The organism is Micromonospora sp. BRA006-A (genome assembly GCF_033433935.1).
GTDB lineage: Bacteria > Actinomycetota > Actinomycetes > Mycobacteriales > Micromonosporaceae > Micromonospora > Micromonospora aurantiaca.
In genome coordinates this window covers 801,115-821,720 of sequence record NZ_JANCLW010000001.1, presented here as the reverse complement: position 1 = coordinate 821,720, position 20,606 = coordinate 801,115, and the positions used below count along the sequence as shown (strand labels likewise).

At 71.9% G+C, this 20,606-nt stretch carries 24 protein-coding genes and 1 pseudogene; 11 read left to right on the top strand and 14 right to left on the bottom strand.

The window, feature by feature from the left end:
- Positions 1-58: 58 nt before the first annotated feature.
- Positions 59-487: a Fur family transcriptional regulator gene (locus NMK34_RS04100; protein ID WP_194798708.1), complete on the top strand. Its 429-nt coding sequence runs from the start codon at positions 59-61 to the stop codon at positions 485-487.
- 76 nt (positions 488-563) lie between these two features.
- The gene (locus NMK34_RS04095; protein ID WP_318332267.1) at positions 564-1,415 is read left to right on the top strand and encodes an oxygenase MpaB family protein; all 852 of its coding nucleotides are present in this window, start codon (positions 564-566) and stop codon (positions 1,413-1,415) included.
- A 13-nt stretch (positions 1,416-1,428) separates the two neighbouring features.
- On the opposite strand, the gene NMK34_RS04090 is transcribed toward NMK34_RS04095, so the two are convergent.
- The 11 genes from NMK34_RS04090 to NMK34_RS04040 all read right to left on the bottom strand — a co-directional run bounded on the left by NMK34_RS04090 (position 1,429) and on the right by NMK34_RS04040 (position 9,667).
- On the bottom strand, positions 1,429-2,262 hold the full coding sequence (locus NMK34_RS04090) for a PD-(D/E)XK nuclease family protein (RefSeq protein WP_318336265.1): 834 nt from the start codon (positions 2,260-2,262) through the stop codon (positions 1,429-1,431).
- Between the two features lie 124 nt (positions 2,263-2,386).
- On the bottom strand, positions 2,387-3,001 hold the full coding sequence (locus NMK34_RS04085) for a MarC family protein (RefSeq protein WP_013283903.1): 615 nt from the start codon (positions 2,999-3,001) through the stop codon (positions 2,387-2,389).
- 31 nt (positions 3,002-3,032) lie between these two features.
- The gene (locus NMK34_RS04080) at positions 3,033-3,899 is read right to left on the bottom strand and encodes a PHP domain-containing protein (protein WP_318332266.1); all 867 of its coding nucleotides are present in this window, start codon (positions 3,897-3,899) and stop codon (positions 3,033-3,035) included.
- Positions 3,900-3,909: 10 nt separating this feature from the next.
- Complete coding sequence (locus NMK34_RS04075; RefSeq protein WP_318332265.1) at positions 3,910-5,127, bottom strand: hypothetical protein; 1,218 nt, start codon at positions 5,125-5,127, stop codon at positions 3,910-3,912.
- 56 nt (positions 5,128-5,183) lie between these two features.
- Positions 5,184-5,876: a SigE family RNA polymerase sigma factor gene (locus tag NMK34_RS04070; protein ID WP_318332264.1), complete on the bottom strand. Its 693-nt coding sequence runs from the start codon at positions 5,874-5,876 to the stop codon at positions 5,184-5,186.
- Between the two features lie 105 nt (positions 5,877-5,981).
- Positions 5,982-6,833: a PH domain-containing protein gene (locus tag NMK34_RS04065; RefSeq protein ID WP_318332263.1), complete on the bottom strand. Its 852-nt coding sequence runs from the start codon at positions 6,831-6,833 to the stop codon at positions 5,982-5,984.
- Between the two features lie 6 nt (positions 6,834-6,839).
- On the bottom strand, positions 6,840-6,998 hold the full coding sequence (locus NMK34_RS04060) for a hypothetical protein (RefSeq protein WP_013283898.1): 159 nt from the start codon (positions 6,996-6,998) through the stop codon (positions 6,840-6,842).
- A gap of 118 nt (positions 6,999-7,116) precedes the next feature.
- Positions 7,117-7,815, bottom strand: a complete 699-nt coding sequence (locus NMK34_RS04055) for a DUF6758 family protein (protein ID WP_318332262.1) — start codon at positions 7,813-7,815, stop codon at positions 7,117-7,119.
- A gap of 90 nt (positions 7,816-7,905) precedes the next feature.
- Positions 7,906-8,529: a TrmH family RNA methyltransferase gene (locus NMK34_RS04050; RefSeq protein ID WP_194798715.1), complete on the bottom strand. Its 624-nt coding sequence runs from the start codon at positions 8,527-8,529 to the stop codon at positions 7,906-7,908.
- Positions 8,530-8,563: 34 nt separating this feature from the next.
- Positions 8,564-9,055 carry a hypothetical protein gene (locus tag NMK34_RS04045; protein ID WP_318332261.1) on the bottom strand — a complete coding sequence of 164 codons (492 nt, stop codon included), beginning with the start codon at positions 9,053-9,055 and terminating at the stop codon, positions 8,564-8,566.
- A 96-nt stretch (positions 9,056-9,151) separates the two neighbouring features.
- Positions 9,152-9,667, bottom strand: coding sequence for a MaoC family dehydratase (locus NMK34_RS04040; RefSeq protein WP_013283894.1), 516 nt, complete (start codon positions 9,665-9,667; stop codon positions 9,152-9,154).
- Between the two features lie 548 nt (positions 9,668-10,215).
- On the opposite strand from NMK34_RS04040, the gene trxA reads away from it, so the two are divergent.
- The 7 genes and pseudogenes from trxA (at position 10,216) to NMK34_RS04005 (ending at position 16,231) form a co-directional block, all read left to right on the top strand.
- On the top strand, positions 10,216-10,578 hold the full coding sequence (gene trxA, locus NMK34_RS04035) for a thioredoxin (RefSeq protein ID WP_135243197.1): 363 nt from the start codon (positions 10,216-10,218) through the stop codon (positions 10,576-10,578).
- A gap of 99 nt (positions 10,579-10,677) precedes the next feature.
- Complete coding sequence (locus NMK34_RS04030; protein WP_318332260.1) at positions 10,678-12,732, top strand: intein-containing Rv2578c family radical SAM protein; 2,055 nt, start codon at positions 10,678-10,680, stop codon at positions 12,730-12,732.
- A gap of 276 nt (positions 12,733-13,008) precedes the next feature.
- Positions 13,009-14,106: an XRE family transcriptional regulator gene (locus tag NMK34_RS04025; RefSeq protein WP_318332259.1), complete on the top strand. Its 1,098-nt coding sequence runs from the start codon at positions 13,009-13,011 to the stop codon at positions 14,104-14,106.
- A complete protein-coding gene (locus NMK34_RS04020; protein ID WP_318336470.1) occupies positions 14,103-14,651 on the top strand; it encodes a hypothetical protein in 549 nt (182 codons plus the stop codon). Before NMK34_RS04025 ends, NMK34_RS04020 begins: the two co-directional genes overlap by 4 nt.
- Before the next feature lie 10 nt (positions 14,652-14,661).
- Positions 14,662-14,886: pseudogene (locus NMK34_RS04015) on the top strand (IS481 family transposase); the annotation flags it as partial.
- Positions 14,887-15,030: 144 nt separating this feature from the next.
- A complete protein-coding gene (locus tag NMK34_RS04010) occupies positions 15,031-15,453 on the top strand; it encodes a CoA-binding protein (protein WP_318332258.1) in 423 nt (140 codons plus the stop codon).
- Between the two features lie 31 nt (positions 15,454-15,484).
- On the top strand, positions 15,485-16,231 hold the full coding sequence (locus tag NMK34_RS04005) for a hypothetical protein (protein ID WP_318332257.1): 747 nt from the start codon (positions 15,485-15,487) through the stop codon (positions 16,229-16,231).
- 3 nt (positions 16,232-16,234) lie between these two features.
- Here the strand turns inward: NMK34_RS04005 and NMK34_RS04000 are convergent, their stop codons facing one another.
- The gene (locus tag NMK34_RS04000; protein ID WP_194798722.1) at positions 16,235-17,431 is read right to left on the bottom strand and encodes an acyl-CoA dehydrogenase family protein; all 1,197 of its coding nucleotides are present in this window, start codon (positions 17,429-17,431) and stop codon (positions 16,235-16,237) included.
- Between the two features lie 172 nt (positions 17,432-17,603).
- On the opposite strand from NMK34_RS04000, the gene NMK34_RS03995 reads away from it, so the two are divergent.
- On the top strand, positions 17,604-18,005 hold the full coding sequence (locus NMK34_RS03995; RefSeq protein WP_318332256.1) for a DUF4190 domain-containing protein: 402 nt from the start codon (positions 17,604-17,606) through the stop codon (positions 18,003-18,005).
- Between the two features lie 4 nt (positions 18,006-18,009).
- Here the strand turns inward: NMK34_RS03995 and NMK34_RS03990 are convergent, their stop codons facing one another.
- Entirely contained in the window at positions 18,010-18,900 is an 891-nt protein-coding gene (locus NMK34_RS03990; RefSeq protein ID WP_036311415.1) for an SDR family NAD(P)-dependent oxidoreductase, read from the bottom strand.
- Between the two features lie 116 nt (positions 18,901-19,016).
- On the opposite strand from NMK34_RS03990, the gene NMK34_RS03985 reads away from it, so the two are divergent.
- Positions 19,017-19,541, top strand: coding sequence for a DUF4190 domain-containing protein (locus NMK34_RS03985; protein WP_318332255.1), 525 nt, complete (start codon positions 19,017-19,019; stop codon positions 19,539-19,541).
- 43 nt (positions 19,542-19,584) lie between these two features.
- Here NMK34_RS03985 and NMK34_RS03980 read toward each other — a convergent pair whose 3' ends face one another.
- Entirely contained in the window at positions 19,585-20,541 is a 957-nt protein-coding gene (locus NMK34_RS03980; protein ID WP_135243191.1) for an HpcH/HpaI aldolase/citrate lyase family protein, read from the bottom strand.
- Positions 20,542-20,606 lie beyond the last annotated feature (65 nt).

Genomic DNA, 20,606 nt, shown 5'->3' with positions numbered 1-20,606 from the left:
GCCACGGGTGAACAACGCTCGCTTGTCGGCCCGCCCGGGCCCGTGCTGTCATGGATCCATGTCCACAGGTGAGGAGCTGCTCCGGTCGAGGGGCCTACGGGTCACCCGGCCGCGTCTCGCCGTGCTGGACGTGCTCTCCGCCGGCGGTCACCTGGAGGTCGACGAGATCACCCGGCGGGTCCGCCGGCGGATCGACTCGGTCTCCACCCAGGCCGTCTACGACGTGCTCGGCGCCCTGTCCCGGGCCGGCCTGTCCCGCCGGATCGAGCCGGCCGGCAGTCCCGCGCGGTACGAGGCCCGGGTCGGCGACAACCACCACCACGTGGTGTGCCGGGGCTGCGGCGAGATCGCCGACGTGGACTGCGCGGTCGGCAGCGCCCCCTGCCTGGACCCGAACGTGGCGCACGGCTTCGAGCTGGACGAGGCGGAAGTGACCTTCTGGGGCCTCTGCCCGGCCTGCCAGTCCCGCCGCTCCGCCGACGACTGACCGGAGGGCCGAGGACGGCCGCCACCGGGCCGCCGCACCGGGGACGGCCGGCGACGAGGCGTGGCACTCTTGATCGGTGGACACCGAAGACCTCGGCCTCTTCGGTCCGGGATCGGTCACGTGGAAGGTGCACGAGGAACCGATCCTGATCGTCGCCGGCCTGCGCTCCCTGTATCTCCAGGCGCTGCATCCCCGCGCGATGGCCGGCGTCGCACAGAACAGCAACTACCGCACCGACGCCTGGGGGCGGCTGGTCCGCACGGCGACGTACGTGGGGACGACGATCTACGGCACCACCGCCGAGGCGGAGGCGGCCGGGCGACGGCTGCGCGTGCGGCACGCCCGGATGCGCGCCACCGACCCGTTCACCGGTGAGGAGTTCCGCGTCGACGAGCCGGACCTGCTGCGCTGGGTGCACGTCACCGAGGTCGAGTCGTTCGTGAGCACCGCCCGGCGGGCCGGGCTGGCGCTCACCGACGACGAGGTGGACGGCTATTACACCGAGCAGCGCCGGTCGGCGGCCCTGGTCGGGCTGGACCCGGACGACGTGCCGGGTACCGCCGCCGAGGTGGCGGACTACTACCGGGACGTACGCCCGCAGTTGCGGATGACCCGGGAGGCGGCCGAGACGGCGGTGTTCCTGACCGCGCCGCCGATCCCGTGGAAGCTCAGCCTGCCGGCGCGGGTCGGACTGAACCTGGGGCCGCCGCGCTGGGCGTACTTCGGAATCGCCGCCACCGCGCTGGGGATGCTGCCGCCGTGGGCGTTGCGGCTCTACGGCGGGCTGGGCCTGCCCACCACCGCCCTGTCGGCGGACCTGAGCGCGCGGGCGCTGCGACTGGCGCTGGCCGCGGTGCCCCGGCGCTACCGGGAGGGCCCGTTACAGCAGGCCGCCAAGGAACGCGCCGCCCGCCTGACCGCGGCCTGACGGCGCCCCGCGCTCACTCCGCGTCGGCGAACCGCTCGACCGCCGACCAGGGGTTCTTGCCGGGGGTCTGCGCGCCGGTCGGGCACGTACGCCGGTAGTCGCACCAGCCGCACCGCGGGCCCGGCTCGGCCGGGAACGCCGCGTCGGGGTCGGTGCCGTCGGCCACCGCGCGCTCGGCGGCCATGATGTCGCGGGCGGTGTCCTCGGCGCGGGTGAGCTGCCGGTGCAGGGACTCCGGCGTGTGCTCGTGGGCGGCGACGGTGCCGGTGGGCAGGTGGTGCAGCTCGACCCGGCGGCACGGCTTGCGGAACACCCGCTCGGCCGCGTACGCATACAGCGCGAGCGCCTGCGAGCCACGCGCGTCGTCGGTGTCGAGGCCGGTGCGGCCGGTCTTGTAGTCGACGATGACCAGCTCGGGCCGCCCGTCCGGGCCGGGGCGCGAGTCGATCCGGTCGGTGCGGCCGTTGAACGCGAGCACCCCCGTCTTGACCGCGACCACCCGTTCCACGCCGACCGGCTCGTCGGCCGGGTCGAGGCCCGCCACGTAGCTCTCCAGCCACGTCAGCGCCCGCCGGAAGGCGTCGCGCTCCTGCTCGTCGTCGCGGTAGCCCTCGCGGACCCAGGTGCCCTTGAGCAGGGTGCCGAGCACCTCGGGGCGGCGGCGGTCGGGGGCCAGCGCGTACCAGTTCTTCAGCGCGGTGTGGACGCTCGCGCCGAGCGAGTTGTGCGCCCACGGCGGGCCCTTGGGCGGCGCGGGCCGGTCCACGTAGGCGTAGCGGTAGCGGCGGGGACAGTCCGCGTACGCGCCGAGTTTGCTCGGTGTGCAGACGAACAGGCGCTCCGGCATGCCCTCGAAGCCGAGCTGCTCGGACTGCTCGGCGCGGGGCCGGGGAGCCCGGGAGCCGCTGGCTGCTGACTGTCGTCGCACACGGAGAATCCTGCCATCCGGGTACGACACCGGACGGACCCGCTCAGGCGTTGTTGAGGTACTGGGTCACGAAGGCGGCGATCGCGTCGGCGATGAGCTGCACGGCGATGGCGGCCAGCAGCAGGCCGGCGATCCGGGTCAGCACCTCGATGCCGCCGGGGCGCAGCACCTTCACGATGCCGCCGGAGAAGCGCAGCACCACCCACACGGTCACCATCACTGCGACGATGGCGAGCCCGATGGCGAGGTAGTCGACGGCGCCGCCGGCCTGCTGCACGAACAGCATGGTCGCCACGATGGCGCCCGGCCCGGCCAGCAGCGGGGTGCCGAGCGGCACCAGCGCGATGTTCGAGGTGACCTGGTTGCTCGGGTCGTCCGCCTTGCCGGTCAGCAACTCCAGCGCGACCAGGATCAGCAGCAGGCCGCCCGCCGCCTGAAGGGCGGGCAGGTCGACGTGCAGGTACGCCAGGATCGTCTGCCCCGCCACCGCGAAGATCACGATGACCCCGAGCGCCAGCGCCACGGCCTGCCAGGCGGCCCGGTTCCGGTCGCGCGCGGGCAGCGGCCCGGTCAGCGCGAGGAAGATGGGCATCATTCCGGGCGGGTCGACGATCACCAGCAGGGTCACGAAGACCTCGCCGAAGAGCTTGAGATCCACGCGGACACGGTAGCCGTGCCGCCGGATCGGTTCAGCTCGAAGCGACAGGGGTCACCCCGCGGGCCAGCGCGACGATCCGCTCGTACGCCTCGGGCCCTGTGGTGTGCGCGCCGAGCCGCACGGTCTTGTGCGAGCCGTGGAAGTCGGACGAGCCGGTGACCAGCAGTCCCAGGTCGGCGGCGAGCCCGCGGACGTGCTCCCGTTCGGCCGGGTCGTGGTCCTCGTGGTCGGCCTCCAGCCCGGCCAGGCCGGCCGCCGCCAGGTCCGCGATCAGCTCGTCGGGCACGATCCGGCCGCGCCGGCTGGCCTTCGGGTGGGCGAAGACGGGCACGCCGCCGGCCGCCCGCACCAGCGCCACCGCCTGGAACACCTCGATGTCGTCCTTCGGTAGCCGGTACCGCTCGCCGAGCCAGTCCGGCCCGAACGCCTCGCTGGTGGTGGCGACCAGACCGGCCCGGATCAGCGCCTGCGCGATGTGCGGGCGGCCGACGGTGCCGCCGCCCGCGCCGGTCAGGATCTCCGTCCAGCTCACCGGGATGCCGTCGGCCTGGAGCAGCCGGACGATGCGCTCCCCGCGTTCCTCGCGGGCCCGGCGGACCCGGGCCAGTTCCGCGGCCAGGTGCGGCTCGGCCGGGTCGAACAGGTACGCGAGCAGGTGCAGCGGGATCGCCGGTTCGGCGCCGAACCACCGGCAGGAGATCTCCGCGCCGCGGATCAGGGTGAGCCCGGGCGGCAGGGCGGCGACGGCGGGTGCCCAGCCGGCGGTGGTGTCGTGGTCGGTGAGTGCCACCACGTCGAGCCCGGCCTCGGCGGCGGCCCGGACCAGGTCGGCGGGGGTCAGGGTGCCGTCGCTGGCGGTGGAGTGGGTGTGCAGGTCGATGCGGGCGGGGACGCTCACCCGCCCGACGCTACGCCCCGTCCGGCACCGTGGGGACGTCGGCCACCACCACCGGGCGGTCCTCCGGCGCCAGCCCCTCGACCTTCGAGGCCGTGGGCCGGTCACCGGCCAGCACCCGCTCGGGCTTGACCCGGACCAGCCCGCCGGTCGCGTCCACGTGCAGCGCCACCCCGGCCCGGGTCCAGGACACACCGCCGGCCAGCAGCGGGCCGGCCGGGTGGGTGACCGGGCTGGCCGGGTCGCGCAGGTCGACCAGGAGGGCGGTGCGCGACGTGCCGTTGGCGAGCAGCCACCGGCCGTCGAAGGAGACGGCGCCGAGTCCGTCGGTGGCAAGCTTCAGACCGCATCCGGTACGCACCGGGGCGAGGTCGCGGGCCGGGTCGAGCAGGGCCAGGCAGTGCTCCTCGTCCCGCCCGGCGGCGACCAGGCCGACCACCCGGCCGTCGGGCCGGGTGCCGTAGACGGTGCGCACGTCCGGGTTCACCGGGCCCGGCTGCCCGCCCAGCGCGCGGTTCCAGACGCTCATCCCGCCGTCGCCGGGCTGCTGGATCAGCACCGCGTCGCCGGTGAAGCCGACCGGCACGGCGCCCTCCGGCGCGGCGATCCGGACCGGCGCGATGAGCTGGCCGGCGACCACACCGGCGGCGATCAGGTCCGTGCCGTCCCGCCAGGCGACCTGGCGTCCGTCCGGGGAGACCGCCACCGCGTCCGCGGCGGCGAGCATGACCTGCGGCGCGGTGCCACCGACCGGAACCCACCAGAGGGTACGGCCGGCGACGGTGGCCGCCGAGGTGAGCAGCCAGCCCTCCTGCTCGTGGATCCGCTGCGCCCGTTCGACGCCGCTGACCCCGGTCAGCTGCCGCCGTTCGCCGCCGCTGGTGTCCAGCCGGTCACCGACGAGCAGGTCGAGTTCGGCGCGGACCGGCCCGAAGCGGGTGACCGAGGACGGCTCGGAGGTCTGCGGGGACGGGAAGAGGACGGGCGGGTCGCCGAGCACCACTGTCGGCGTGCCGCCGTCGCCGCCGGGCGCGCTGAACTGGGCCACCCCGGTGGTGACGACAACGGTGGCGACACCGGCCAGGGCCAGGCCGGTGAGCGTACGCCGCCGGCCCGTGCGCCGCGCCCGGCGCAGGATCTCCCCGGCCGGGTCGGCGGGCAGCGGGCGGGACGTCTCGACGCGGCGGGACAGGGTCTCCCGCAGCGCCCGCTCCAGCTCGTCGTCGCTCACGGGGAATGGACGCTCGGGGCTGCCCGTTCGGTTGTCGCCGTGCTGCCGGGTGCCGCTCATCGGCTCTTCGCCGGGATCGGGACGGCGGGGCGGACCGGAGCCGCGGGTGGGGCCGGTCGCGGCACGCGGGCGGCGGGCTGCCGCGCCGCGGTACGGGCCGGCTCGGCGCTCCGGGCCGGCGGGACGGACCGGCCGGCCGCGGCGGGGGCGGACGGTTTCGCGGCGGGCGCATCGGCGGGCGCGGGCAGGCCCAGGGCTGCCTGGGAGCCGAGCCGGCGGCGCAGCGTGTTGAGCGCCCGGGAGGTCTGGCTCTTGACGGTGCCCGGGGAGATCTCCAGCAGCGCGGCGGTCTGCGCCTCGGACATGTCCTCGTAGAAGCGCAGCACCAGCACCGCCCGCTGCCGGGCCGGCAGCGCCTGGAGGTGCCGCCAGAGCGCGTCCCGGTCGAGCTGCTGCTCGATCTCGTCGACACCGGCGCGCTCCGGCAGCACCTCGGTGGGGCGCTCGCCGTGCCAGCGGCGCCGCCACCAGCTGGTGGACGTGTTGACCATGACGCGGCGGGCGTACGGCTCGATGGCCTCGATCCCGCCGAGCCGCTTCCAGGCCAGGTAGGTCTTCGTCAGCGCGGTCTGGAGCAGATCCTCGGCGGTGGCCCAGTCACCGGCGAGCAGGTAGGCGGTGCGCAGCAGTGCGCCGGACCGGGCCGCGACGAATTCGCGGAACTCCTCCTCCAGCGGATCTCTGCTCACCACCACACTCATCTCCCCCCGTCCTGCCTGGCAGGATGCCACGGCCGGGTCGCCCGGGTCGATGGCGGAAGGTGTGCAGTTCATCCGATGTTCGGACGAAAAGTTTCAGGCTCCGTCGTCGGCCTTGGCCTCGTCGGCCTCCTTGCCGAGCCGCGCCTCGACCGCCTGCGGCTCGTACATCTCCTCGACCACACGCAGGTAGAGCTCGTTCGGGTTGGGCAGGTTCTTGATCACCCGGAGTGCCTGTTCCTGACCGGCGGACTCCAGCACGAACGTGCCGTAGTTGAGGGCACGGCCGGTCGGGCTCTGCTCGTACTTCATGTCGGTGACCCGGGTGAGCGGCATCATCGCGACCTGGCGGGTGATGATGCCGTTGACCACCATCACCCGCTTGTTGGTCAGGATGAAGCGGTCGTACCACCAGTCGGCGACCTTCCAGGCCACCCAGCCCATCACGGCGAACCAGAGCAGCACGGCGACGGTGGTCAACGCGCCGACGTCCCGCCCGGCGAGGAAGCCGGAGAGGTAGCCGAGCACGAACGTGGCCGCCACGCCGACGATGATCGGGGTGGTGAGGTGGATCCAGTGCCGCTTCCACTCGCCCCGGTAGCGCTCGGTGGGGAAGAGGTAACGGGCCACGAGCGAACTGGGCTCGTCCTCCAGCGGCAGCACCCGGCGGGGTGCCATGCCGGTGGCGTCGGACCGCAGCCCGGCCAGCTCCTCCTCGGAGATCGGCTGGTCCGGGAAGCCGTCCGGATCCCGTGCCCAGGCCCGGCCGGACCGCCCCTCGCCCGTGTACGCGCTGCCGTAGCCGGCGTCGTCCGCGTCCGCGTACGGGCCGGGGCCGTAACCGGCCGGGTCGTCCGGGTCGATCCGGGGGATCGGCTCGGTGTCGCGTTCCCGGCGTGCCCGGTCGGGGTCGTCCGGGTCGAAGGGTGGACCGGAGGGGCTTCCCATCGGCGGCTAGGCGACGAGGTTGGTGAAGAAGTCGCCGAAGCCCTGCGCGATGTCCATGATGCCGCCGCCGAGAGACTTGAAGACGTCGGCGGCGGAGTTGGGCCGGTACGCAACAAAGAAGATCAAGAATGCGATGCCGGCCCAGGTGAGGACCTTCTTGACCATAGCGGGCCATCCTCTCGCGCGGCGCCGGGTCCGTTTACCGCAGCGGCACCCAGAGTATCAGCATGGTGTCTTACCGTGAATATCTGCGTCCGCTCTCCGACTCGCCGTGGTGAGCCGGTCAGGCCCGCCCGTGCAGGTACGGAGATGGTGCGCCGTACACGAGTTCGGGCGGTGTCCACTCGGTGAGGTCGTGCAGCACGACTTCTTCCGCGAGGAGGTGACCCGCACTCGCCGGCCAGGCTATCGCATGGAGCCACATTCCCCGAGCCTCGCCGGCGTACGCGCTTCGATCCGTTTCGGAGCGGACGAGCCACAGTGGAGTCGGATGGCCGCCCACCCGGATCTTCGCGTGCGGCAGCCGCTCGGGATGACCAGGGCCGGGATCGGTGAGTGCCTCCTCCACCTGTGGGCCGGGGTCGGGTCCGGGCAGTCCCGCGAAGCGGGATCCGAGACCGACGCCGGGTTCCTCGGCGACGAAGATCAGGTCGGCCGGCCCACCGTCCAGGGGGGCCGGTCCGGCGCAGGCGACGAGCGTGGCCCGTACGCCCGCCCGGTCGTCGCCCGCCCAGGCCACGCCGGTGAGCGTCCAGCCCGGCGGGAGCGGCCACGGGCACCACAGCGGCATCCGGAGCCGGCCGGCCGGGTCGGGGTCGGCGGCCATCCGTTCCACCACGCTGGCCATGATCTCGGCACTGATGTGCTCCGGCACGTGCAGCGGCGCGACCGGGCCGCAGCGCACGCACCGGTGCTCGGGGTGCATCAGATCCGGCTCGCGCACCGGGCCCGCGCACTTCGGACAACTCACCGCGACAGTCACACCCTCACCGTCGCCCCGGACCCGCGAGGCGTCAAGCGGGGCGGGCCGACGAGCGTGGGATTTCCGTCCGGTGGTGGACCCACGCGCCGTTCAGTCCGGCGGCGGCCCGGCGTACGACCGGATCCAGGCGTGCATGGCGATGCCGCTGGCCACGCCCGCGTTGATGGACCGGGTCGAGCCGTACTGGGCGATGGAGAACAGCGCGTCGCAGGCCGACCGGGCCACCGCCGACAGTCCCGGCCCTTCCTGGCCGAACAGGAGCACGCAGCGGCGCGGCAGCACCGCCGTCTCCATCGGCCGGGAGCCGGGCAGGTTGTCGATCCCGACCACCGGCAACCGCTCGTCGCGCGCCCACGCGACGAACTCCTCGATCGTCGCGTGGTGCCGGACGTGCTGGTAGCGGTCGGTCACCATGGCGCCCCGCCGGTTCCATCGCCGCCGCCCGACGATGTGCACCTCGGCGGCGAGGAAGGCGTTGGCGTTGCGGACCACGGTGCCGATGTTGAAGTCGTGCTGCCAGTTCTCGATCGCCACGTGGAAGTCGTGCCGGCGCCGGTCCAGGTCGGCCACCACCGCCTCGCGCCGCCAGTAGCGGTAGCGGTCCACCACGTTGCGCCGGTCCCCGGCGGTGAGCAGCTCCGGGTCGTAGCGCGGGTCGTCCGGCGGGTCACCGGGCCACGGCCCCACACCCACGTCGAGCTGGTCGTCGGTCACGGTTGCCGAGGGTACGGCCCGGCGGCGTCCCCGGTCAGCGCAGGTCGAGCGCGCCGCCCAGCCGGTCGAGGAAGCGCGTGTCGGCGGGGCTCGGCGTGGTCTGCCCGGCCCGGCACACCCGGGCGGCGACCGACTCCACCCACTGCCGGTACGCCGCCGAGTCGGCCGGATCCGCGCGGCGGCGCAGCACCCGTACCGCCGCCCGGGCGGCGGCCAGGAGGTCGACCATGTCGGTCAGGCGTTCGTCCCGCTCGGTGACGCCGTCGTGGCGGGCGTAGATGGCGGCCACCACGGCGCGGACGAGATCGCTGTCGAAGGCCCGGCCGGCGGCCACCGCGTCCAGGCCGGCCAGTCCGGCGGCGACGCCGCGCGGCGGCCGGCCGGGGCCGGGTGCGGCGGCGGCGACGAGGACGCGGCCCGGCAGGTCGGTCAGCAGGTCCCACTCCGCCGCGGAGTAGGCGGCGGTGGTGAGCGGTGCGGCGCGGCGACCGGCGGAAGGCGGCTCTCCGGCTACGGAGTGGCTCATGGGCACCTCCAGCCCGAGCATAAGCCCCCGGACGAGGTCCGGGCCCCGTCCCCGCCGAACGGAGAACGAGGCCCGGTGGCCGGACGGAACGCGAGGTCAGCGCGGCTCGGGGAAGCTGGGACGCTCCGGGTCGACGCCGTCCGGGACGGCGGCGGCCGCGTACTCCTTCTTGGGGACCATGACCTTGCGGCGGAACACGCAGACGAGCGTGCCGTCCTGGTTGTAGCCGCGGGTCTCGACCGCGACCACGCCGCGGTCGGGCTTCGAGGCCGACTCGCGCTTGTCCAGCACCGTCGTCTCGCCGTAGATGGTGTCGCCGTGGAACGTCGGCGCGACGTGCCGCAGCGACTCGATCTCCAGGTTGGCGATCGCCTTGCCGCTGACGTCCGGCACGGACATGCCCAGCAACAGCGAGTAGATGTAGTTGCCGACCACCACGTTGCGCTTGAACTGCGAGGCGGACTCGGCGTAGTGCGCGTCCATGTGCAGCGGGTGGTGGTTCATGGTGAGCAGGCAGAAGAGGTGGTCGTCGTACTCGGTGACCGTCTTGCCCGGCCAGTGCCGGTAGACCGCGCCGACCTCGAACTCCTCGTAGTAGCGGCCGAACTGCATCCTTGTCCCCTTCACGGGCGGCGATGGAGTTCGGCACAGCATGCCTTATCGCTTGTTAAGGCGAGGGGCGGGGCGCTCGCCCGGCGGAAATGTCACACCGGGGCGCCACCGAGGTCCGGACGCAATGAGCGGCGGGGCCCTCCCCGGCACCCGCCGCCCACGCTCTGATGCGAAGAATTCTGCCGTACGACCACCCGTCGCCGACAGAGACGGAGGTCACATTTACCTTTTCGTAACACTACTCAAAGTAACCGACGCGAGGTCGGTAAGCGATCTCCGCAGGCCGGATAGATGCTCGTCAAGCCCAAAGTTACCGATACGTAGCCGCAACTGAGCGTGATCTCCTTGGAAACGCTCCCATCACGTCCCGTCACGCAAGTGCGGCGTGCATTTGCGTTCCGCACGAACTGGGCGAACAGATGGTGTTCGATGTGCCCAGGGTCACCGTCCGGGCGCTCAGCGTTTCGTCACCCGCGCGACGGGAATTCGGACGGACTGACCCTGGTTCCACCGGACGTACGACAATCCGCGGTGATCGGAGAGAGCAAATGGCAACGGTTGAGCTGACCACGGCCAACTTTGACGAGGTGACCGGGCGCGACGGGATCGTCCTGCTCGACTTCTGGGCGGACTGGTGCGGCCCGTGCAAGCGCTTCGCCCCGGTCTACGAGCGCTCGTCGGAGAAGCACCCGGAGATCGCCTTCGGCAAGGTCGACACCGAGGCGCAGCAGGAGCTGGCGGCCAAGTTCAACATCAGCTCCATCCCGACGATCATGGCGATCCGTGACGGCGTGATCGTCTTCGCCCAGCCGGGCGCGCTGCCGGAGTCGGCACTGGAGAACCTCATCGAGCAGGTCCAGGCGCTGGACATGGACGACGTCCGCAAGAAGCTGGCCGAGCACAACCACTGACGTTCCGCACGCCGCCGGCCGGCGCCCCCCGGGGTGCCGGCCGGCGGCGTGTCCCGTCCCGGCGCGGCTCGCTTGCGCTTTGTTCGAACACGTGTTCGAATGAACTCCATGCGCTGGGACAACCTCTCCGCTCCCCCGGACGAGGGGACTCCCGATCGGGCGGCGCCGGCGGCTCCACCCCTGCCGCTGGCGCTGCCCGGCGCCGTCACCCGCACGTTCGACACCCCCGACTTCGCCGGCATGACCTTCTACGAGGTCCACGCCAAGTCGATCATCAACCGGGTGCCCGGCCGGTCACGCGTGCCGTTCGAGTGGACCATCAACCCCTACCGGGGCTGCTCGCACGCCTGCGTCTACTGCCTGGGCGGCGACACTCCGATCCTGATGGCCGACGGCCGCACCAGGGCGATCAGCGAGCTGGAGCCCGGCGACCGGATCTACGGCACCCGGCGCAGCGGCGCCTACCGCCACTACGTCGTCACCACGGTGCTCGACAAGTGGTCAACGGTGAAGCGGGCCCACCGGATCACCCTGGCCGACGGCACCACGCTCGTCGCCAGCGGCGACCACCGGTTCCTCACCGAACGCGGCTGGAAGCACGTCACGGGGACCATGCGCGGCGGCGGACGCCGTCCGCACCTGACCACCCGCAACCGCCTGCTCGGCACCGGCGGGTTCGTGGTGGCGCCGAAGCGCTCGGCCGACTACCGCCGGGGCTACCTGCACGCCCTGGTCCGCGACGACGACCCCGCCGGCCACCGGCGTGACACCCGGTTCCGGCTGGCCACCGCCGAGGCGGAGGCGCTCGACCGGGCCGAGCGGTACCTGACCGACGCGGGCGTCACCGTCGAGAGGGCCACCACCGCCCGGGTGGGCCGCCGGGCGACGACCACAGTGGTACGCACAGCCGGCCCGGCCGACGTCGTCACCGGGCTGTTCACGCCACCCGACGAGGCGACTGACGACTGGGCGCTGGGCTACCTGGCCGGCATGTTCGACGCCGTCGGCACCTGCCACCGGGGCGTGTTCCGGATAAGCGTCGCCGACGACGAGAGCCGGACCCGCGCGGCCGGCGCGCTGGACCGGTTCGGCTTCCGGTGGGCGCTCGACGTGCCCGGCGCACCGGGAGCGGCGCGTCAGCTCCGGCTGACCGGTGGGCTACCGGAGCGGCTGCGCTTCTTCCACCTCACCGACCCGGCCGTCACGGCCCGGCGCTCGATCGAGGGCATGGCGCTCAAGTGCGCGGCGCGACTCCAGGTGACAGCCGTCGAGGATCTCGGCCTGGAGCTTCCGCTGTGGGACATCACCACCGGCACCGGCGACTTCATCGCCAATGGCGTGGTCAGCCACAACTGCTTCGCCCGCAACACCCACACCTACCTCGACCTGGACCCGGGCGCCGACTTCGACCGCAAGGTGATCGTCAAGGTCAACGCGGGCGAGCTGGTACGCCGCGAGCTGGCCGCCCCGCGCTGGCGCGGCGCGCACGTCGCCATGGGCACCAACGTGGACTGTTACCAGCGGGCCGAGGGCCGCTATCGCCTGATGCCGCCGATCATCGAGGCGCTGCGGGACTTCGCGAACCCGTTCTCCATCCTGACCAAGGGCACGCTGCTGCTGCGCGACCTGCCGCTGCTGCGCCAGGCCGCCGAGGTGACACGGGTCGGTGTGTCGTACTCGGTGGGGTTCGTCGACGAGGCGCTCTGGCGGGCGGCCGAGCCTGGTACGCCGAGCCCGCGCCGCCGCCTCGACGCGGTCCGCACCCTCACCGACGCCGGCTTCTCCGTCGGCGTGCTGATGGCGCCGATCCTGCCCGGCCTCAGCGACGACGAGGAGTCCATCGACGCCACGGTCGCGGCGATCGCCGCCTCCGGGGCGGCCAGCGTGACGCCGCTGCCGCTGCATCTTCGGCCCGGCGCCCGGGAGTGGTACGCCCGCTGGCTCGCCCGGGAGTTCCCCCACCTGGTGCCCCGTTATCGGCAGCTCTACCAGGCCGGCTCGTACGCGCCGCAGGCGTACCAGCGGGAGGTGACAGCGCGGGTGCGGATGGCGGCACGCCGGCATGGGCTGAACCGCGGCGAGACCGGCGACAATCGCCGGCTGCCCGAGACCCCGCCGCCCGCGCCGGCCGCCGAACAGCTCTCCCTGCTCTAGCGGTAGAGCCCAGGAGGGTTGTTGACGGCGTGACGGTTTGAGACGAGGCGGGACCTCTGGCGAGGTGTGAGGTGCTGACGGCTACACGGAATCGGAGGTCTCATAGGCGGCCGGACACCTTGGCCTGCCCCTGGTTGACCACCTCGATGTGTGTCCGGGAGTCTCGGTGGATCTTCTCGTAGGTGTCGGGGCTGACCTTACCCGGACGGCTGCGCCGGGCGGCGAGGGTTCTCGTGTGTTGACCCCTTCCGGCGCCGAGTGTGCGATTATCGCACCATGGCTGATGGTTGGGACTGGCCCCTCGTCGGTGAGCAGGTACGGCAAGCCCGGTTGTCGTTGGGGATCTCGCAGCAGGATCTCGCGGCGATGGTAGGGCTGGACCGCACAATGCTGGCCAAGGTTGAGGCTGGCAGCCGCCGTTTGGACGGCATGGAGCTGGCTCGGCTTTCCAGGGCACTAAGAGTGTCGATGGAGTACTTGATTCAGCCGCCGCCAGCGGTGTTGTCCCGACGAGCGGCCCCGTTGACCGAGGAAACGGACACTGAGACAGCACGCTCGTCGGAACGCCTCGAAATTGCCATGGTTGAGTGGCTGCGCAACGTCCAGCAGTTGCTGGATCTTGGCGTCTTGCGTACCCGTCCGCTGCTTCACTACCCGCACTCAGTGGAATCCGAGGATGATGCGCGTCAGACAGCCCGGTGGCTGCGACAGCGGTTCGGGCTCGGCGATGCACCGATCGGCAGCATCATGGACGTCTGTGAGCGCGCAGGTCAGTGGGTGCTGGTCACCGACCTTCCAGGCGACGGGGCATCGCTCGTCGAGGGCGACATCGCGGTTGCTGTCGTGAGCACTACGGGCGATCCTGGCCGCCGTCGGGCTACCGCTGCACACGAGTTGGGGCATCTCATCATTGGTGATGAGTATTCCGCCGACCTCGGCGTGAGTGCCTCACGTGCAGAACGGGAGGCGGTGATTGATGCCTTCGCCGCAGAACTGCTGCTGCCCGTGCAAGCGATTGCCGCAGCCGGAGCCCCCGGGACGGTGAGCCGGGACCAGATCGTGAGCTATGCGGCTCGATACCGTACCTCTTGGTTGCTGGCGTTGCGGCAGGCAGAGCAGGCAGGGACCATCGACGCAGAGACGCGTAGATCCTGGAGCCAGGTTCGGCCCACGCACGTGGAGTTCATGGAGGCATTGGGCTGGGCGCCGCAGCCCGACCTCGAGTCGGTGCGGGTACCGCCCGCCTACGCACAGGCCGTGATGGAAGCGTGGCGGAACAGGCGTATCACCCGGGCGAGGGCTCTGGAGTTGATGCATGGCCACATCGCCGACGCGGATCTGCCGCAGGAGGACGACCTGGAGGTCGCGCCGTGAGCCTGTCGGCGCAAGCTACCCCCGTCCTTGTACTCGACACGATGGTTCTCAGCCACTTCACTCTCGCTGACCGGCTGGACGTCTTGCGGGATCTGCTGCTCGACGCCGATTGTTGGACGACTCAAGTGGTTCGGGAGGAGTTGCGGGCGGGATCTGAGGATCATCGTGAACTGGCCGTCGCTTGCGAGGCGGACTGGCTCACCACTGCCCAGCTAGACACCCTCGATGAGGTGCGGTGCTTTACCAAATGGGCCGCGCGGCTCGGCTCGGGTGAGCGCGACCTCGGGGAGGCGTCCGTCCTCGCGGCCGCCGAACTGCGGGATGGGGTGGCCATCACGGACGACAGGAACGCGACGCAGGTCGCCCGTGCCCACGGCGCCCGGGTGCACGGCACCATCTGGCTTCTCGCCGGGGCCTGCCGGGACGGCAAACAAACCCTTACGGCTGCGGGGAACCTCATTGAGGTACTGAGAGCAACTGATGCTCGTCTACCCTGCTCTGGAGCTGAGTTTCCCGCCTTTGCCCGAAGGCACAACCTCCTGTAGTCGCCAGGAACGCAAACTCGGGGCTCGCCGGCTCGGACCGTTGCTCGGGATGCCGGCCTCGACGGTGCACGCCGTTCTGACGCGGCACGGTCTGCACCGCCTGGCCTGGCTCGACCGGCCCACCGGTCAGCTCATCCGCCGCTACGAGCGCGACCGGCACGGCGAGCTGATCCACGTCGACGTGAAGAGACTCGGCCGGGTTCGCGACGGCGGCGGCTGGCGCATCTTGGGCCGCGACAGCCTGGAACACCGCCGTGCCCGCACCGCCGGCCGCGTCATGACCGACAACGCATTGGCCTACCGCCGCAGCCGAGCCTGGCACCAGACCCTGACGTCTAGCGACCGGGGGAACCCGCACCGGCGGGGCTAGTCTCGGGGGATGCGTTCCGCTCAGCAGATCCTCGCCGACTCCGCCGTGATCGCCGTCGTGGGCGCCTCCCGTGACCCGGGCAAGGCCGCGCACCGCGTACCGCTGGAGATGCAACGGCACGGCTGGCGGATCATCCCGGTCAACCCGACCGTGGACGAGTTGTTCGGCGAGAAGGCGTACCCGACGCTCGCCGACATCCCGCACCCGGTCGACCTGGTCGACGTGTTCCGCCCGGCCCGCGACGCGGTCGACGTGGTCCGGCAGGCGGTGGCGATCGGCGCCCCGGCGGTGTGGTTGCAGCTCGGGATCTTCTCGGACGAGGCGCGCCGGATCGCCGAGCAGGCCGGCCTCGACTACGTCGAGGACAGGTGCCTCATCGTCGAGCGGGCTGCCGCCGGCCTGACTCGTACATCCGGCGGAACGTCCGGCTGACGACGCTGCGCGCGGCGCGTACCCTTCGGGCATGTCCGGTCCCGGCCCGATGGCGGCTGCCGCGGTGCCCGACCGCGACGGGCTCTGGTCCCGCAGGCTGCTCGCGCTCCTCGCCGCTATGACGGTGGCCGCGGTGAGCAGCCGGATTCTCCTCGCGCTGGATCCGTCGCACCTCAGCGACGTTCGCGGCATGGTGTGGCTGGTGATGCTGGGGCATCTGGCGCAGCGGTACTGGCGGCCACGTCGGACCGGCCGGCTGATCTGGCGGCCCCGGCTGGCCGGGCCGCACGGCGCCGAACCGGCGCTGATGGCCCGGCGGTCGGCGGCGGGATGGCTGGGGCTGACCGCGGACGTGACAGCGGGTGTCGTGGTGGCGCTCGGCGGGTTCTCGTTCCTGACCGAGCGCTGGCCGCAGGTCGAGCCGTGGCGACCACTGGTGCTGGCCGCAGTGGCCATCGGCCTGGGCTGGGTCGTCTACGGCGAGGTGCGGTTCACCGGCCGGCTGGCGTTGACCGGCGGCGGACTCCGGTACGACGGGGACTGGTATCCGTGGTCCGGGATCCGTGGCGTGCAACGGTCCGGCGAGCGCGGCGGCGGAGTGCACCTCCGTCTGGAACCGGAACAACTGCCCCGGCCGATGATCGGCGGGCGCGACCTGGCCGTGCCGGACGAGCGGCTGATCGCAGCGATCGAGCAGTTCCGGACCACGCCGGAGGCACTGGCGGTGGGGTTGCCGGTGGCTCCCCCGGAACCGGCCCCCGGCGTGGCGGAACGCTGAGCCCTACTGCTTGTACTGCTTGAGCAGGCCGCGCGAGATGATCGTCTTCTGGATCTCCGAGGTGCCCTCGCCGATCAGCAGGAACGGCGCCTCGCGCATCAGGCGCTCGATCTCGTACTCCTTGGAGTAGCCGTAGCCGCCGTGGATCCGGAACGCCTCCTGGACCACCTCGGCGCAGTACTCGGACGCGAGCAGCTTCGCCATGCCCGCCTCGACGTCGTTGCGCTGGCCGGCGTCCTTGAGCCGGGCCGCGTTGACCATGAGCGCGTGCGCGGCCTCGATCTTCGTACCCATCTCGGCGAGCTTGAACGCGACGGCCTGGTGCTTGGCGAGCGGCTGGCCGAAGGTGTGGCGCTGCTGGGCGTACGCGACCGCGAGTTCGAACGCCCGGATCGAGATGCCGCAGGCGCGGGCCGCGACGTTGACCCGGCCGACCTCGATGCCGTCCATCATCTGGTAGAAGCCGCGGCCGACCTTCTCCTCGCCGCCGAGCACGGCGGAGGCGGGCACCGTGACGCCGTCGAGCACCATCTCGGTGGTCTCGACGCCCTTGTAGCCCATCTTGTCGATCTTGCCGGGGATGGTGAGGCCGGGCGCGGTCTCGCCGAAGCCGGGCTCCTTCTCCAGCAGGAAGGTGCTCATGTTGCCGTAGACCGAGTCGGCCCCGGTGTCGGTCTTGACCAGGGTGGCGACCACCGAGGAGTACGCCCCGTTGGTGAGCCACATCTTCTGGCCGTTGAGGACGTAGTCGTCGCCGTCGCGGACGGCCTTCGACTTGATCGCCGAGACGTCCGAGCCGCACTCCGGCTCCGACATCGAGAACGCGCCGCGCACCTCGCCGGTGGCCATCCGGGGCAGCAGCCGGGCCTTCTGGTCCGCCGAGCCGTGCTGGGAGATCAGGTACGCCACGATGAAGTGGGTGTTGACGATGCCGGAGATCGACATCCAGCCCCGGGACAGCTCCTCGACGACCAGGGCGTAGGTCAGCAGGGACTCGCCCAGGCCGCCGTACTCCTCGTCGATGGTGAGGCCGAACAGCCCCATCTCGCGCATGCCGTCGAGGATGTCGCTCGGGTACTCGTCGGCGTGCTCCAGCCGCTGCGCGTGCGGGATGATCTCCTTGTCGGCGAACTCCCGGACGGTTTCCAGGATCGACCGCTGCACGTCGGTCAGTCCGGGTGTCTGGGCGAGTCGGGCCATCTCAGCCTCCGGGGTCGGCGCCTTACTCATGGGTAACTGAACGCTCGGTCAGTATCGGCCCCGGGACCGGCCGCGCCAAGGTGACCAGTCCACACAACCGCTGTGAAAAGGTTCACCGCTGCGGGTAGCGTCCGCAAGTAAGAGGGCCGTTGACCTGGGGGAAGGGGCGCTTGTGACAGACGAGCAGCCACCGTCGCCGTACGAGCCGCCGTCGCACGGCCAGCCGTACGGGCAGCCGCAGTACGGCCAGCAGCATCCGCAGTACGGCCACCAGCCCCCGTACGCCCCGCAGCCGCCCTACGGCCAGTACGGGCCGCCCGGCCAGGGGCCAGGCCCCCGTGGCACGAACGTGCTCGCCATCCTGTCGCTCGTCTTCGCGTTCGTCTTCGCGCCCGCCGGCATCGTCTGCGGCCACCTGGCCAAGCGGCAGATCCGGCAGACCGGCGAGGACGGCGACCAGCTCGCCACCTGGGGCCTGATCCTCAGCTACATCTTCACCGCGATCGGCATCCTGGTCTGCTGCGGCTGGATCGGGCTGGCGATCTGGGCCAACTCCGACAACAGCACCTACTGACGCCTCAGCGGAACTGCGCCTCCCGGACGCTGTTCCCGCCGTCGACCACCAGCATCTGCCCGGTGATGTACGACGCGGCCGGCGAGCAGAGGAACGCGATCGCCGCGGCCACCTCGTCCGGTGTGCCGGGACGCCCGACCGGCGTACCCAGACCCTGCTTGATCTCGGCCATGGTGGACGCCGCGGTGTGGATGATGCCCGGCGCGACCGCGTTCACCGTCACCCCGTCGGCGATCATCTCCATCGCCAGCGCCCGGGTCAGCCCGACCACGCCGGCCTTGGCCGCCGCGTAGGCCGCCTCGGTGGGCAACGCGTTCACCGGCCCGGCGGTGGCGGCCAGGTTGACGATCCGGCCCCAGCCCCGCTCGGCCATGCCGCCGATGAACGCGCGGCTGCACAGGAACGCGGTGGTCAGGTTGCGGTCGATCTCGCCGCGCCACTCGTCGTACGTCAGCTGCGCCACCGGCCGCAGCACCTCCGGGCTGGCCCGGCTGGCCAGGCCCGCGTTGTTCACCAGCACCTCGACGTCGCCGAGCTGCTCGGCCACCGCGTCGGCGAGCGCGCCCACCTCCGACTCGTCGGTGAGGTCGGCGACGAAGCCGGTGACGCCCAGCTCGCCCGCGCGTTCGTGGATGCGCCTCGTGGTGGACACGATCGCCACCCGGGCGCCCAGGTCGGACAACCGGCGCGCGGTCGCGTACCCGATGCCGTCCGGGCTGCCCGCGCCGGTGACCAGCGCGACCCGGCCGTCCAGGCGCATGGTGGCCGGTTCCGGCAGCGGTGCCGGCCGTTCGGAGTCGGCGGCGCCGACCGGCTCGCCGCCGCGCGGGCGCCGCACCGACCCCGGCCGGCTCATGTCCCGTCGCGACCGACCCCCACGCGCGTCAAGTGCCATGCCGAGGATCCTGCCCGGTGCCGACCCCACGGGCAACGCGGTGGCCGGAAAGGGGACGTCCGTGTCGCGCACGGGGTGGCTACCCTGAGCGCGACCACGTACCTGGAGATGATCAGATGACCTATCCCCCACCGCCCGGTGGCTGGCAGGATCCCTTGGCGGCCGGGCAGCAGTCGAGCCCGCCGGGCGTGCCGGGTCAGCCGGGCCCGGCCGACCCGTACGCGCAGGCCGACCCGTACGCGCAGGCCGCGGACCCGTACGCGGGCGCGAAGTCGCCCTACGCCCCGCCCGGCGGCGAGCAGTACGCGGCGCCGATGCCCGGCTATCCGGGTGCCTACCCCCCGCCCGGCGCCTATCCCGGTTATGCGGTGCCGGCGTCGCGCACGAACACGCTCGCCATCGTGGCGCTGGTGCTGTCGCTCGTCGGCTTCACCTCGTGCATCACCGCGCCGATCGGCGCGATCATGGGCCACGTCGCCCGCAAGCAGATCCGGGAGACCGGTGAGCAGGGTGAGGGCATGGCGAAGGCCGCCATCATCGTCGGCTGGATCCTGACCGCCCTGCTGATCGCCTTCATCATCTTCTACATCGTGATGATCGTGATCGCGGTCGGCGCCAGCAGCACCAGCAGCAGTTACTGACGCGATCGGGCCGCCCCCGGCTGGGAGGCGGCCCGGCGCGCGGTCAGGACGCGGGCGGCGTGAACGTGGACGTGCGGGACATGCCGGCGGCGCGGCCCTTGGCGGCGATGACGAGGGCCATCTTGCGGGACGCCTCGTCGATCATCTCGTCGCCGAGCATCACCGCGCCGAGCTTCCCGCCGGCCTCCGAGGTGTAGTAGTCGTACGCGTCGAGGATCAGCTCGGCGTGGTCGTAGTCGGCCTGCGCCGGGGAGTAGACCTCGTTCGCGGCGTCGATCTGGCCGGGGTGCAGCACCCACTTGCCGTCGAAGCCCAGCGCCGCCGACCGCTTCGCCACCTCGCGGAACGCGTCCACGTCCCGGATCTGCAGGAACGGGCCGTCGATGGCCTGCTTGTCGTGCATCCGGGCGGCCATCAGGATGCGCATCAGGATGTAGTGGTACGGGTCACCCGGGTAGTCCGGGATCAGCGCGCCGACCACCAGCGACTTCATGTTGATCGAGGCCATGAAGTCGGCCGGGCCGAAGATGATCGTCTCGACCCGGGGCGAGGCGCCGGCGATGGCGTCCACGTTCACCAGCCCGGCCGCGTTCTCGATCTGCGCCTCGATGCCGATGCGGCCCACCTCCAGGCCGAGCGTCTTCTCGATCTGGGTGAGCAGCAGGTCCAGCCAGTGCACCTGCTCGGCGTTCTGCACCTTCGGCAGCATGATGCAGTCCAGGTTCGCCCCGGCGCCCTCGACCACCTCGATGACGTCCCGGTAGGTCCACGGCGTGGTCAGGTCGTTCACCCGCACCACGCGGGTCTTGCCCGTCCAGTCGCCCTCGTTCAGCGCGGCCACGATGTTCTTGCGCGCGTCCGGCTTGGCCAGCGGGGCGACCGCGTCCTCCAGGTCCAGGAAGACCTGGTCGGCGGGAAGGCCCTGGGCCTTGCCGAGCATTTTGACGCTGGAGCCGGGCACCGCCAGGCAGGATCGGCGGGGACGACCGACAGCGGTCATGGATGCGCTCCTTCCAGCGTCCGGCGCGGGTGCCGGCGCAGCGGTGGATTTCGAGAACTTAACGA

Bases quoted from the DNA above. Each gene is read 5' to 3' on its own strand.
- NMK34_RS04100 (WP_194798708.1), top strand. From the start codon at position 59: ATGTCCACAGGTGAGGAGCTGCTCCGGTCGAGGGGCCTACGGGTCACC.
- NMK34_RS04090 (WP_318336265.1), bottom strand. From the start codon at position 2,262: ATGCCGGAGCGCCTGTTCGTCTGCACACCGAGCAAACTCGGCGCGTAC.
- NMK34_RS04065 (WP_318332263.1), bottom strand. From the start codon at position 6,833: ATGGGAAGCCCCTCCGGTCCACCCTTCGACCCGGACGACCCCGACCGG.
- NMK34_RS04060 (WP_013283898.1), bottom strand. From the start codon at position 6,998: ATGGTCAAGAAGGTCCTCACCTGGGCCGGCATCGCATTCTTGATCTTC.
- NMK34_RS04045 (WP_318332261.1), bottom strand. From the start codon at position 9,055: ATGAGCCACTCCGTAGCCGGAGAGCCGCCTTCCGCCGGTCGCCGCGCC.
- NMK34_RS04040 (WP_013283894.1), bottom strand. From the start codon at position 9,667: ATGCAGTTCGGCCGCTACTACGAGGAGTTCGAGGTCGGCGCGGTCTAC.
- trxA (WP_135243197.1), top strand. From the start codon at position 10,216: ATGGCAACGGTTGAGCTGACCACGGCCAACTTTGACGAGGTGACCGGG.
- NMK34_RS04030 (WP_318332260.1), top strand. From the start codon at position 10,678: ATGAACTCCATGCGCTGGGACAACCTCTCCGCTCCCCCGGACGAGGGG.
- NMK34_RS04025 (WP_318332259.1), top strand. From the start codon at position 13,009: ATGGCTGATGGTTGGGACTGGCCCCTCGTCGGTGAGCAGGTACGGCAA.
- NMK34_RS04010 (WP_318332258.1), top strand. From the start codon at position 15,031: ATGCGTTCCGCTCAGCAGATCCTCGCCGACTCCGCCGTGATCGCCGTC.
- NMK34_RS04005 (WP_318332257.1), top strand. From the start codon at position 15,485: ATGTCCGGTCCCGGCCCGATGGCGGCTGCCGCGGTGCCCGACCGCGAC.
- NMK34_RS04000 (WP_194798722.1), bottom strand. From the start codon at position 17,431: ATGGCCCGACTCGCCCAGACACCCGGACTGACCGACGTGCAGCGGTCG.
- NMK34_RS03990 (WP_036311415.1), bottom strand. From the start codon at position 18,900: ATGGCACTTGACGCGCGTGGGGGTCGGTCGCGACGGGACATGAGCCGG.
- NMK34_RS03985 (WP_318332255.1), top strand. From the start codon at position 19,017: ATGACCTATCCCCCACCGCCCGGTGGCTGGCAGGATCCCTTGGCGGCC.
- NMK34_RS03980 (WP_135243191.1), bottom strand. From the start codon at position 20,541: ATGACCGCTGTCGGTCGTCCCCGCCGATCCTGCCTGGCGGTGCCCGGC.